The sequence below is a fragment of the Halomonas sp. CH40 genome (assembly GCA_041875495.1).
Classification (GTDB): domain Bacteria; phylum Pseudomonadota; class Gammaproteobacteria; order Pseudomonadales; family Halomonadaceae; genus Vreelandella.
This window is the reverse complement of sequence record CP112982.1, coordinates 2,769,326-2,782,563: the sequence shown is the minus strand read 5'-3', so window position 1 is coordinate 2,782,563 and position 13,238 is coordinate 2,769,326. Positions and strand designations below refer to the sequence as shown.

At 55.9% G+C, this 13,238-nt stretch carries 10 protein-coding genes and 1 tRNA gene; 3 read left to right on the top strand and 8 right to left on the bottom strand.

The genetic code is table 11. The features are described 5' to 3' along the window. Positions 1-96: 96 nt before the first annotated feature. The 5 genes from secF to queA all read right to left on the bottom strand — a co-directional run bounded on the left by secF (position 97) and on the right by queA (position 5,676). The gene (gene secF, locus OR573_12840) at positions 97-1,020 is read right to left on the bottom strand and encodes a protein translocase subunit SecF (GenBank protein ID XGA79372.1); all 924 of its coding nucleotides are present in this window, start codon (positions 1,018-1,020) and stop codon (positions 97-99) included. 34 nt (positions 1,021-1,054) lie between these two features. Continuing rightward, a complete protein-coding gene (secD, locus tag OR573_12835) occupies positions 1,055-2,911 on the bottom strand; it encodes a protein translocase subunit SecD (GenBank protein ID XGA81746.1) in 1,857 nt (618 codons plus the stop codon). Between the two features lie 134 nt (positions 2,912-3,045). Further along, positions 3,046-3,372 (bottom strand): preprotein translocase subunit YajC, encoded by a 327-nt coding sequence (gene yajC, locus OR573_12830; protein XGA79371.1) that lies wholly within the window; start codon positions 3,370-3,372, stop codon positions 3,046-3,048. A gap of 75 nt (positions 3,373-3,447) precedes the next feature. Beyond that, positions 3,448-4,584, bottom strand: a complete 1,137-nt coding sequence (gene tgt, locus OR573_12825; GenBank protein ID XGA79370.1) for a tRNA guanosine(34) transglycosylase Tgt — start codon at positions 4,582-4,584, stop codon at positions 3,448-3,450. 60 nt (positions 4,585-4,644) lie between these two features. Next, positions 4,645-5,676, bottom strand: coding sequence for a tRNA preQ1(34) S-adenosylmethionine ribosyltransferase-isomerase QueA (gene queA, locus OR573_12820; GenBank protein XGA79369.1), 1,032 nt, complete (start codon positions 5,674-5,676; stop codon positions 4,645-4,647). Between the two features lie 140 nt (positions 5,677-5,816). Between queA and OR573_12815 the strand changes: the two genes are divergently transcribed. Continuing rightward, positions 5,817-5,903: transfer RNA gene (locus OR573_12815), tRNA-Leu, on the top strand. 170 nt (positions 5,904-6,073) lie between these two features. Then, positions 6,074-6,448, top strand: coding sequence for a RidA family protein (locus tag OR573_12810; protein ID XGA79368.1), 375 nt, complete (start codon positions 6,074-6,076; stop codon positions 6,446-6,448). A gap of 13 nt (positions 6,449-6,461) precedes the next feature. On the opposite strand, the gene OR573_12805 is transcribed toward OR573_12810, so the two are convergent. From OR573_12805 to OR573_12795, 3 genes are read right to left on the bottom strand one after another with little or no spacing between them, the layout of a single operon-like run. Further along, the gene (locus OR573_12805; protein ID XGA79367.1) at positions 6,462-7,325 is read right to left on the bottom strand and encodes a MurR/RpiR family transcriptional regulator; all 864 of its coding nucleotides are present in this window, start codon (positions 7,323-7,325) and stop codon (positions 6,462-6,464) included. After that, positions 7,306-9,105, bottom strand: coding sequence for an EAL domain-containing protein (locus OR573_12800; GenBank protein XGA79366.1), 1,800 nt, complete (start codon positions 9,103-9,105; stop codon positions 7,306-7,308). Before OR573_12800 ends, OR573_12805 begins: the two co-directional genes overlap by 20 nt. After that, the gene (locus tag OR573_12795; protein ID XGA79365.1) at positions 9,096-11,714 is read right to left on the bottom strand and encodes an ATP-binding protein; all 2,619 of its coding nucleotides are present in this window, start codon (positions 11,712-11,714) and stop codon (positions 9,096-9,098) included. The genes OR573_12800 and OR573_12795 overlap by 10 nt, the downstream gene beginning before the upstream one ends. A gap of 293 nt (positions 11,715-12,007) precedes the next feature. On the opposite strand from OR573_12795, the gene OR573_12790 reads away from it, so the two are divergent. Continuing rightward, on the top strand, positions 12,008-13,195 hold the full coding sequence (locus OR573_12790; protein ID XGA81745.1) for a GNAT family N-acetyltransferase: 1,188 nt from the start codon (positions 12,008-12,010) through the stop codon (positions 13,193-13,195). Positions 13,196-13,238: the final 43 nt, after the last annotated feature.

Sequence of the window (13,238 nt, the reverse complement as noted above, 5' to 3'; positions counted from 1 at the left end):
TGAAAAACGCCCTGTGGAGTCTTACTCCGCAGGGCGTTTTTTGTGGGCGCTTGATGGCTCGTTTTACTTGCCATCAAGCATCAGGTCAGGCCTGATTCAAGGCAGTTCATCTTCCTCGTCAACATCCCTGCGCGCAGGGATCAGGTCTTCGCGCTTGAGCTTCAACGGCAGCAGCAAGGCACCTGAAATGTAGATGGAGGAGAAGGTGCCAATCACCACGCCAATCAGCAGGGCCAGGGCAAAGTTCTCGATCATGTCGCCGCCCAACAGCAGCAGGGCCAGCAACACCAGCAAGGTGGTGCCTGACGTGGCCAATGTACGCGATAGCGTGGCGTTGATCGCTTCGTTGAAAATGGCCGGCATGTCGTCGATCTGCGAGGTGCGGATGGCTTCACGAATGCGGTCATAGACAACAATGGTGTCGTTCAGCGAATAGCCGATCACTGCCAGGATGGCGGCCAGGACGGTCAGGTCAAACTCGATGTTGAAGAGCGCAAAGATGCCGATAACAATAATCACGTCATGCAAAAGCGCCATCAGTGCGCCAATCGCAAACTTGTATTGAAAGCGAAAGGCCACATAGAGCATTACCACGCCAAGAGCGACCAGCATGCCCATGCCGCTCTGGTCGCGCAGTTGATCGCCCACCTGGGCGCCGACAAATTCAGCGCGTACAAGATCCACCTGTGTGCCGCTGTCGCGCAGTAAGCTAACTACCTGATCGCCCACGTCCGGGTCGAACGCCTGCTGCAGGCGAATCAGCACCTCAGTGGAAGCACCAAAGGTCTGTACGGCAACATCGCGAAAACCCTGTTCTTCGAGCAGTTGGCGAATGGCGTCCAGTGAGGGAGCGCTTGCGTAACGTACTTCAACCAGGGTGCCGCCAGTAAAGTCCAGCCCCAGGTTGAGCTGTAGGGAAAAGGTCGCAATGACCGAGATCACCAGCATCACCGCTGACACAATAAAGGCCAGTTTGCGGCGTCCCATGAAGTCGATCTGCCTATCCGTGATGGGTTTCATTATCACCTCTTGAAATCTGTGCCAAACGCTGAGATCAGATCCACAGCTTTTTAACGGGTTTGCCGCCGTAGGTCAGGTTCACCATGGCACGTGTGACCAGCAGCGCAGTAAACAGTGAGGTCAGGATGCCGATGGAAAGCGTCACGGCAAAGCCCTTGACCGGCCCGGTGCCGATTGAGAACAGGATGATAGCCACCAGCAGGGTGGTGATATTGGCATCCACGATAGAGGTGAAGGCGCGCTCATAACCTGCGTTGATCGCCTGCTGTACCGATAAGCCATTACGCAATTCTTCGCGTATACGTTCGAATATCAGTACGTTGGCATCCACGGCCATACCGAGTGTCAGTACGATGCCGGCAATGCCGGGTAGGGTCAGAGTAGCGCCAAGCATCGACATGACGGCCACCAGCAGGGTGAGGTTGAGCGCCAGTGCCACGTTGGCAAACACGCCAAACATCTTGTAACGCACCAGCATGAACAGCACCACCAGCAGCAGGCCGATCTGTACGGAAAGAATCCCACGCTCGATATTTTCCTGGCCAAGGCTTGGGCCAATAGTGCGCTCCTGGGCGAAGTAAATGGGCGCCGCCAATGACCCTGAACGCAGCAGTAGCGCCAGGTCAGCTGCTTCATTGGCAGAATCAAGCCCGGTAATCCGGAAGCTGTTACCCAGCGCGCTCTGAATGGTCGCCAGGCTGATCAGGCCGCGCTCAACATAAGGGTCGCGCACCGTGGTTTCTTCACCGGTCTCCGGGTCAGTGACTGTGCGTTCTTCGCTCTTGTGTTCAATGAACAGCACCGCCATGTTGCGCCCGATATTGGTGCGCGTGGCACGATTCATCAGGGTGCCGCCGGTGCCATCCAGGTCGATGTTGACCTGAGGGCGGCCGTTTTCATCAAAGCTGTGGTTGGCACTGGATACCCGGTCGCCGGTAATGATCACATCGCGCATCAGGGTAGCGGTGCGGCTCGGATCATTACGGAACGTATGTTCTTCAGTTTCCTGGTCAGGGGTATCTGGGCGCGCCTCAAGGCGGAACTCAAGGTTGGCGGTGGCGCCGACAATCCGCTTGGCGGCCGTGGTGTCCTGAACCCCAGGCAATTCGACCACAATCTGATTGGGCCCCTGGCGCTGCACCAGTGGTTCGGCAACCCCCAGTTCATTGACGCGGTTGCGCAGGGTGGTCAGGTTCTGGTTGATGGCGTAATCCTGAATCTCAGTGACGGCCTGCTCGCTCATGGTCATGAGCAGGCGAGCGCCGCGCCCATCGCCTTCACTGGTGTATTCGAACTCCGGAAATTCACGGCTGATCAGGGTACGTGCCTGAGCGCGGTCTTCGGCGTTAACAAATGCCAGGGAAAGCGTGCGCCCGTCAATCTCGGTATCCCGGTAGCGAATGCGCTCATCGCGCAGCAGCTCACGCATGGCGCTGGCGTTGACTTCAAGGCGCTGGGTTACCGCTGCGTCTATATCCACTTCAAGCAGAAAGTGGACGCCACCGCGCAGGTCAAGCCCGAGCGTCATGGGCGACGCTGAAAAAGCGCGCAGCCAGCTAGGCGTGGCTTCTGCCAGGTTGAGTGCGACGGTGACGTCATCACCTAGCTGCTCGCTGATCAGCTCGCGGGCGGCTAGCTGATCGCTGCTGTTGGTTAGCCGGATTAACCACTGATCACCGCTGGCTTCGGTGGATTTGACGCGGATATCGTTGTCGGTAAGTGTGGCTTCAATGCGTTCGATATCGTCTTGGTTCAGAGAGCTGTCAGCTTGGCGAGTGCTGATCTGTACGGCGGGATCTTCAGGAAACAGATTGGGAAGCGAGTAAATAAGGCCGGCCACTAAAATGACCAATATCAGAAGATACTTCCACAGGGGGTAACGGTTGAGCATGCAAGCCCTGCCTTCAGTGTCAAACGGAATGCCGTGCATTACCTGGGCAACGCACGGCATGGTTCATCATCTTTCTGACCCTCTCACCCCTGCCGGGGTGGCTGGCACCTGTTCGGCAGGGGCAAAAAGGAAGATCAGATGGACTTAATGGTTCCCTTGGGTAGCACAGCGGCAATGGCATTCTTTTGCACATTGACCTCGGTGCCTTCAGAGACTTCCAGGGTAACGAACTCATCGCTTACCTTGGTGATACGCCCCACCAGACCACCGCCAATGACGATCTCATCACCTTTGTCGATGCTGTTGATCAGCTGTTTATGCTGCTTGGCGCGTTTTGCCTGAGGGCGCCACAGCAGAAAATAGAAAATCAGCACAAAGCCGACCAGCATGACGATCTGAGCAATACCGCCGCCGGCGGCTGCTTCCTGAGCGTGGGCTGGGGAGATAAAAAAATCCAGCATGAATGCAACTCCTGAGTTTATTAATCACTGTGAGTGGGAAAGCCCAAGCGTAGTGCGCCACATGCGCACTGCGCCTTAATTCTGGTTGGGAGGCACTGGTAAGCCACGTTCAGCGTAAAAATGCTCCACAAAGGTCGTCAATGTACCCGCTTCGATAGCCGCGCGCAAATCAGCCATGACGCGCTGATAATAACGCAAATTATGAATGGTATTGAGCATGGAACCCAGCATTTCGTTGCAGCGATCCAGATGATGCAGGTAACCACGTGAAAAGTGCTGACAGGTATGGCAATCACAGCCCTCTTCAAGCGGCCCGGTCGCAAAGCGATGCTTGGCGTTGCGGATCTTGACCGTGCCATGACGGGTAAACAGATGGCCGTTGCGGGCGTTACGAGTGGGCATCACGCAATCAAACATGTCAACGCCACGCCGCACGCCTTCTACCAGGTCTTCTGGCTTGCCGACGCCCATCAGGTAGCGGGGTTTGTCGTCCGGCATCCAGTCAGGCAGGTAATCAAGCACCTTGATCATTTCTTCCTTGGGTTCGCCGACCGAAAGTCCGCCAATTGCCAGGCCATCAAAGCCGATGTCCAGCAGGCCTTTCAGTGAGCGCTCGCGCAGTTCTGGGTACATGCCGCCCTGAATGATCCCGAACAGCGCCGAGGGTGAGTCGCCGTGGGCATCACGCGAACGTTTGGCCCAGCGCAGCGATAGCTGCATGGATTTTTCAGCTTCCTCAAATGTGGCCGGGTAAGGAGTGCATTCGTCAAAGATCATCACCACATCCGAGCCCAGCGAGCGCTGCACGGCCATGGACTCTTCTGGCCCCATAAACACCTTGGCGCCATCGACCGGCGAGCGAAAGTGAACGCCCTGCTCGGCAATCTTGCGCATTTCACCCAGCGAAAATACCTGAAAGCCGCCGGAGTCGGTCAGGATGGGTTTGTCCCATTGGGCAAAGTCATGCAGGTCGCCATGGGCTTCAATCACATCAGTGCCGGGGCGCAGCCAGAGGTGGAAGGTATTGCCGAGAATGATTTCCGCGCCAATCTGCTTGACTGACTCAGGTGTCATGCCCTTGACGGTACCGTAGGTGCCCACAGGCATAAAGGCTGGGGTTTCTACCGTGCCACGCGGGAAGTGTAGGCGTCCGCGACGAGCGCGGCCGTCGCTGGCGAGGCGCTCAAAGCGCATAAAGCATTCATTTCGCATCAGGTAACTCGTCAAATTCTCGGTTAAGGCGATAGGCGTGGCTGAACGAGATAACAAGGATCAGCGCGTCAGTAGCATGGCGTCGCCGTAGCTGAAAAAGGCGTAGCGCTCGTCAACGGCGACCCGGTAAGCCCGCATGATGGTGTCATAACCGGTAAAGGCGGATACCAGCATCATCAAGGTAGACTCAGGCAAGTGAAAGTTGGTAATCAGGGCATCGACACAGCGCCATTGATAGCCGGGATAAATGAAAATATCAGTATCACCGGTCAGTGGCGCAATGCTGCCATCCGGCGTTTGTGCGCAGGCGCTTTCCAGGCAGCGCACGCTAGTGGTGCCGACGGCAATCACCCGTTTGCCCGCTGCCTGTGCGTCGCGAACCTGCTGGCAGGTGGCTTCAGAAACGTCAACCCATTCGCTGTGCATATGGTGCTCGCGAATATCGTCAACCCGCACCGGCTGGAAGGTGCCAGCGCCAACGTGGAGGGTGACAAAGGCGCTCTGAATGCCTTTTTCAGCCAGAGCATCAAGCAGGGGTTGGTCAAAATGCAGCCCCGCTGTGGGAGCGGCGACGGCACCATCACGGCGAGCGTAAACGGTTTGATAACGCTCACGGTCGCTCAGCTCATCCTCGCGGGTAATATACGGCGGCAGCGGCATATGGCCGTGCTTTTCCAGCAGGGCGATCATGGGTGTCTCACCGAGAAAACGCAGCTCAAACAGGGCGTCGCGACGCCCTTCCACCACGGCATGAATATCGCCTTCAAAGATCAGCTCGGTACCCGGTTTGGGAGACTTGCTGGAGCGCAGATGGGCCAGGCCGCGGTAGGCATCCAACGGGCGTTCGAGTAGCATTTCGACCTTGCCGCCGCTGGCTTTCTGGCCGTGTAGCCTTGCTGGTATTACCCGGGTGTCGTTGAAGACCAGCAGATCACCAGGCTCAAGGATTTCCAGCAGATCTGTAAAGCGACGGTGCGCCAAACAACCATCCTGAGCGTCTACATGCAACAGGCGGCAGTCGCTGCGCTGCTCGGAAGGATAGCGGGCAATCAGCTCTTCAGGAAGCTCGTAGGAAAAATCGGCACGCTGCATGACGAAGCTCTTTCGATGAAAACAGGGCGCACAGGATAGCGCTTTAGTCCTATAAAGTCAGGCAGGAAAGTAAAGCAGGCAGGTAAAAAACGGCCAATGTGATTGACCTGCAAGGCAGATAACGTATAATGCGCCTCGTTGCCGGTGTGGCGGAATTGGTAGACGCAGCGGATTCAAAATCCGCCGCCTTTACGGGTGTGCCAGTTCGAGTCTGGCCACCGGCACCAACTAAAGCAAATTAGATACGAGTTATACAAACGAATTCAAGAGCCTAGCGTTACATCGCTGGGCTTTTTCGTATCTGTAAGATTTTTATGTTGCGTTTCTGGGTGCGCCGCCGGTATTTCTGATAAGCAGGAAGCTGGTGATTTACGATGTTTTTCAAGGAGTCAGAGTTATGTCAACGGCAACCAATGTCATTACGCGTCACGATACCAAAGCACGTATGAGCCGTGCGGTTATCCATAATGGTGTGGCTTATCTATGTGGCCAGGTGGCAGGGCCGGAAGCCCGCGAAGGGGATATTACCGAGCAGACACAAAGCATGCTGGCGCGGGTCGATGCGCTGCTCAAGGAAATTGGCTCCAGCCGTGAGCAACTTCTTAGTGCAACCGTTTACCTGAAAGACGGTAATGATGTTGCCGCCATGAACGCCGTCTGGGACGCCTGGGTGCCAGAAGGTTATGCGCCAACCCGTACCTGTGTATGCGCGCCGCTACCGGCGGATGAGCTCAAGGTGGAAGTCACCATTACCACCGCCGTCAATGCCTGAAGCCTTCAGCTGATCACCCACCCGCTTTCTTGATCGGGAAGCGGGTGTCGCGCAGGCTGTCCTTGATTTTCTTGAGGTGGGGCAGGAAATCTTCGCCGCGGCGCAGGGTGACGCCGGTTGCCAGGGCGTCGAGCAGGGTCAGCTGGATCATTCTTGAGGTCATGGGCAGGTAGTGGTCGGTATCTTCCGGGGTGGCCACTTCCAGGGTGGCGGTGCATTCATTGGCCAGCGGTGAGGCGGGGGCGGTGATGCCTAGCACTACAGCACCGGCTTCACGGGCGACGCGGGCAATATCGACCAGTTCACGGGTGCGCCCAGTGTAGGAAATCACCACCACTACATCGCCGGTATGGCAGGCAGCCGCCACCATACGTTGCATCAGCACGTCCACATAGGCCATTACTGGCAGGTTGAAACGGAAAAACTTGTGCTGGGCATCCTGAGCCACGGCGCCTGATGCCCCCAGGCCAAAAAAGTGGATCTGCTTGGCCTGGGTCAGGTAATCCACCATACGTTCGATGGCTTGCATATCGACAGCGCGACGCGCTTCATCCAGGGCGGCAATGGTGGCGTCAAAAATCTTGTCGGTATATTGGCTGGCGGAGTCATCAGGCTCAACCGCACGGGTGACATACGGCGTGCCGCCTGCCAGGCTCTGGGCCAGTTTGATCTTGAAATCGGGAAACCCCTTGGCCCCGAAGTTACGGCAAAAACGGTTGACGGTAGGCTCACTGACGCTGGCTGCCTGGGCAAGGCTTGCGATGCTCAGGCTGGTGGCAGAGGCGGGGTCTTCAAGAATTACGTTGGCGACCTTGCGCTCGGAGCGGTTAAGTTCTTCCAGACGTTGGCGTAAACGCTCAATCAGGTCGTGAGCCATTCAGTGTGTCTCCGTTCAATGTGATGGTTGGTGTCCATTGCGCGCACCATCGCGCAAACTCTACAGCAGGCAGTGGGCGAGAGTAATAGTAGCCTTGGCCAACCTCGCAGCCAATGGCACTTAAATAGTGTGCTTGACCAGCGGTTTCAATGCCTTCTGCAACGACGTCGCACCCCACTCCCTGTGCCAATTGGGTAATGGTATGTGAAAAGTGCCTGTCAGTGGGGCTTTGTTCAAGATCCATGACAAAGGCACGGTCAATTTTCAGCGTCGATATGGGCAGGGTTTTCAGATAGGCGAGTGATGAGTGGCCGGTGCCAAAATCATCAATCGCCACCTTGACGCCGGCCTGTATCAGTTGGGCAAGCTGGTGGCGTGCATTGTTCATATCGCTCATCAAGCCGGATTCAGTCACTTCAATGCTGATCAGGCGAGTGGGAACGTTATGGGCTTCCAGGCGCTGAAGCAATCTGAATGCGAAATCCCGACGGCCTAGCTGGCGGGCCGCGACATTGATGGCAATATGGAAGTCAGCATTCAGCCAGCCAGAGGTTGCTTTGGCATGTTGAGGTGTATCCCTGTGCCAAGCGCTGATCTGCTGAATGGCTTCTTCAATCACCCAGTCGCCGATGGCAAGAATATCACCGCTGGCTTCAGCCAAGGGAATGAAAAGGCCCGGTGAAAGATTGCCAAGCTCCGGATGATGCCAGCGCAGTAGCGCTTCAGCACCAATAACATTCTGGTTTTTAAGGCCTATCTTGGGTTGGTAGACTAATAGCATTTCGCCCCGCTCGCAGGCGCCGCGCAGGGCCTGTTGAACATTCAGGCGGTGGCGTTGCTGTTCCTCCAGCTCAGCGGTGTAATGCTGAATCGCCAGAGCATAGTTTTGCGGCAAGGAGATTGCGGCCATATGCACCAGTCGCTCGGGATCAAAGGTGCTTTCGGCCCAGCTGATACCTACACGGGCGTGTACATTGAGTAGTAGCTTATCAAGCTGTTGATCGACACTAAGGCTGTCGAGCAGCTTCTCCGCCGTGGCAGTGAGTTCTTCTGGATGTGGGGCTGAGCTGATGACCAGTAGTTCATTGCCTCCCCAAAGCCCTAGCGTGTAACGCTCATCCAAATAGCCGTTAAGCACCTTGCCCAGATGGGACAATAATTTTTCGGCAACCCGGTAGCCGTGCAGACGCACAATGTCATCCAGCCCATCGATGGCAATAAAGAGTACCCCCACTCCATTGGCGGCCAGTGCTGCCTTTCTTAATATCTGATTAAGTCCGCGCCGGTTAGGCAGCTGAGTGACCGGGTCGGTGCGCGATTGGTGGTCGAGTTCTCGGGTGCGCCTTGCCACCATGCGTTCCAGCGTATCGGCCTGCTGGTCGCGCACTTTGAAACGCTGCTCGATGTTCAGGGTCGTGCGGATGCGCTGGAGTACTTCATCATGTTTAAAGGGTTTGGTGAGGAAGTCGCGTGCGCCCATTTCAAGGGCACGTTGGCGGGTGGCATCGTCAATCTGGGCGGTCAACACAATCACTGGTGGCGTGTGTTGTGCAAAGTGCTCGTGGAGTAGTTCCATTACTGCGTAGCCATCAAGATGAGGCATGCGGATATCAAGTAGCAGTAAATCAGGCAGTTTCTGTTGGCAGTAGCCGAGCACCTCGCGAGAGTCGCTGAGACCTGCTACCTGGGTAAACCCTTGATCTTCCAGAAGGTCGAGCATCATTTCGACGTTGGCTGGGTTATCGTCGACAATGAGAAGATGCTGGTTGGCTAGGTCCATGATGCCTTCCCTTGCGGTAGTGATAATGTGTAATGCTCAAAAATGTCCAACAGTTTGGTGATTTCCAGTGGCTTGGTGAGATAGTCATTAAAGCCTGCCTGCCGTCCTTTTTTTGCATCGCCGGGCATGGCGTTGGCGGACAGTGCGATGATCGGTAAATCACATAGTCTGGGGTCATGGCGGATAGCATTGAGGGCCTGGTAGCCGTCCATGCCGGGCAAGTGAATATCAATTAATACAAGGTCAGGCTGGCGGCTACGCATCATGTCCAGGCCAATTTCGGCGCTGGGGGCTATCTGCATCACAACGCTGTCGATATCGTCGATAATATCTTCCATCAGACGCTGATTGGCCGGGTTGTCCTCGATATACAGCAGGTTCAAATGGCGGCTGGCCTTCGGCAGCGATTCCTCACGCGGTAGATCTGGCCGAACCGCAGGCAGGGCTTGTGCAGCCAGTGGGAGAGTAAACCAGAACGTTGAGCCTTTTGCAGGTTCACTGTCGACGCCAATATCGCCGCCCATGCGCTGAACCAGTTCACGGGTAATCGCAAGGCCAATGCCGGTTCCTTCGATAGCGCCGTTCTCTGCGTCCAGGCGGTTAAAAGGCTCAAACAGTTCACCCTGGCGGTCTGCTGGAATGCCGGGGCCGCTATCGGCCACACTGATACGCAGGCTGTTGTCCTGACGCTGCGCGGTAACACTCACCGACCCCTGCGCCACATTATATTTAATCGCATTAGACACCAGATTGAGCAGGATCTGCTTGGTACGGGTGTAGTCTGCTTTTATGCACCAATGCTCTGGCACAGGGGGGTGGTTTAAGGTAATGCCCGCTGCTTCAGCGCTGGCTTCAAGCGTATCGCAGGCATCCTTAATGACGCTATCGGCGCATAAGGTTTCCAGCGATAGCGGCAGGTGCCCAGCTTCAATTTTAGCCAGATCCAGCACCTCATTAATCAGGCTGAGCAAGTGCTGGCCACTTTTCTCAATCTGATTAACCTGGCGGCACTGTTTTGCGCTTAGCGGATAACGCTTGCCGTTGGCAAGCAGCTGGGCAAACCCCAGGATGGAGTTCAGCGGCGTACGCAGCTCGTGGCTCATTGAAGACAGGAATTCACTCTTGGCAGCGTTAGCTTTTTCGGCTTGTGTCTTGGCTTGCGCCAGCTCGTTCATTACCGTTTCACGTTCGGCCATCTGGCGATAAAGATTGATCAGCAGCGCGCAGGTATCGGTGAATGGCTGAAGCCATTGCAGTAGTTCCTGATCCAGTGTTTGCTGGCTATTGGATATTGCATACATGCCTATCAGTTTGTCGCCGCTGGTGATCGGCACACCCAGATAGTTGCTCAGCAGTGGGTGCCCGGAGGGAAAGCCACCGCTGTGAGGGTGATGGCTGACATCATCGGTCATGATCACTTCGCCGTAAGCAAAAACCCGCCCGAGCAGGGTGTCCGGGTTGGTCAGCATCATATTACCTGTACGCAGGTTGACCATCAGATCCCGTGAGCGATCATTCCAGGAAAGGTCGGTAATGGCATGTATCTTTAGCGCGTTGGTGGTCTCGGTGGGCAATACTTCGCCAATCAGGGCGTAGTCGCTGTCGGTCAGTTCGCGCAAAGCTTCCATCAGGAAGGTCCATAGCTGCTCACCGGACATCAGCGCCTGATAGTCGGTAATCCCCTGATGCAGAATACGCAGTAGGCTCTGTTCTTTACGCATCTTTTGGTGGGTGGCGTGAATCTCGCTCAAATCCGTCAGGACGCCGAGGAACTCATCGACTTCACCTCGTTCGTCATGGATAGCATTGATAGCCAGGTGAACGGGGACGCAATGCCCCTGCTTGTGCAGCGCTTCGACTTCACGGCCTTTGCCTATCACCTTGGGGGCTGCTCCTGCCAGAAACTGGGCAATAAAGGTGTCATGGTAAAGGGCAATTTCTGGCGGCGTAAGCATGGCCACATTGTGTCCTACCACGTCTTCCTGTCGGTAGCCGAGCATATCAAGTGCCGCACTGTTAACGGCAATGATCTTGCCTTGAAGGTCAACGCGCACCTTGCCGACGGCACTGCTGGAAAACAGTGCTTCAAAGCGGTTGGCAATACGTGCCAGGTCGTTACTTAGCTGATGTTGGCGAAGCAGTTCCTCGGCCTGGCCAGCGAGGTTTTCCAGCAGACGTCGGTCGCGGGCAGAAAAAGTGCGCGGCTGACTATCAATCACACAGAACGTACCTACCGGAAGGTTGTCTTTCGGCCTGAGTGGGTGGCCTGCGTAGAAGCGTATATTCGGGAAGGCCTCCACCAGCGGGTGATCAATAAAGCGTGGATCTGCACGCGTATCATGAACAATAAGTGCCTGATTAGCGGCAACGGCGTGGGCACAAAAAGATATCTGGCGCGACGTTTCGGTGGTTTCTAGCCCTGGGTGTGATTTAAACCATTGGCGGCTGTCATCTACCAGAGAGATCAGGGCGATAGGGGCCTCGAACAGCTCGCGCGCCATTTGTGTCAGGCGGTCGAAGGCGTCGTTAGCCGGGGTGTCCAGCACATGAAGCTGATGTAATGCCTGTAGGCGTTGTGCTTCATTGTCGGGCAATGGGGGCGGTTGCATACTTTTCCTTTGAACGCTGACGGCCGGGCAATACTGAAATATTTCGTATTCTAGAATAAATTCATTAAAAGTTGTTAACTGCCTAAGGGCTAATCATCAAGCGGGCACTTGAACGTGTGTCTGGCTTAAAAGTATAACTAATATTATAGGCTGTATGAGTCTTGTCAAAAATGGCGCCAGCGGCGACGATGAAAGGGTCTGATGGTTTTTCACCGATGCTGACGGCATCATTTCATCTGAGCATGGCGCCATTTTGGCGGAGGCAATCTATGTCACAAGGCAGCGAGCTACCGATGTCGACAACCACTCGCCTGACGGCAGGTGCGACAGAAGAATCCCTGGTATGCGTTTCCCTGGCCAGTATTAACGATGTAGCTGCCAGTCAGTGGGACGCGCTGGTAGATGCTGACCAGCCGTTTCTGCGTCATGCCTACCTGCAGGCGCTGGAAGCCAGTGGTTCGGTTAGTGAAAAGACCGGCTGGGTGCCTGCCCATCTGGTTGTCTGGCAGGGCCAGACGCTTGTCGGGGCCATGCCTTTTTATCGTAAATACCATTCCTACGGGGAGTATGTCTTTGACTGGGCATGGGCGGATGCTCTTGAGCGTGCTGGTGGGCGTTATTATCCCAAGGCATTGAGTGCCATTCCCTACACGCCGGTACCTGGGCAGCGCATTCTGGTGGCGTCAGAGCTTGCGGTTGACGGCGTGGTTGAGGTGCTCGCCGGTGAGCTGAAACGCATCTGCGATGAAGAGGTACTTTCCAGCTGGCACTTTCTGTTTGGCAGTGCGTCGGATGTCAGCGCCTGGCAGCGCCAGTGGCCCGAGCTGATGGCCCGTGAGGGCGTGCAGTTCCAGTGGCACGATGCGGATTATGGGGATTTTGATGGCTTTCTGGCGGCCCTGACGTCCAAACGGCGCAAGATGATCAAGCGCGAACGGCGTCTGGTCGCCGATCAGGGCCTTACCCTGCAGCGGCTGGAAGGCGAGGCTATTACGCCGCAAGCGTTGGTACACTTCTATCGCTGCTATTCGATTACCTACCATGAGCGTGGTCGCCCGCCGTATCTGAACCTGGACTTTTTCCAACGCCTGCATAACGCCATGCCTGATGCCCTGATGCTGGTACAGGCCAGCCTGGAGGGAAGGCCGGTAGCCGCCGCTCTTTATCTGAAAGGCAGCCAGAGTCTGTATGGGCGCTATTGGGGCAGTGAAGTGGTAGCGGACTGTCTGCACTTTGAAGCGTGTTATTACCAGGGTATCGAGTATTGCCTGGAAAACGGCCTGAGCTTGTTTGACCCGGGCACCCAGGGCGAGCACAAGCTGGTGCGAGGCTTTCACCCTCAGCGGCTGTGCTCGTTACATTATGTAGCGCACCCTGGCCTTGAAGCTGGTGTGGCGCAGTTCTGCCGGGAAGAAGCCCAGCACGTCAAGGCATACCGCCAGGCGGCGCTGGATGCTTTGCCATTCAAAGTACCCGGATAATGGCGTGCCTGAAAAGCCAGCTGAAAGGGGTTGGTGGCTCGCT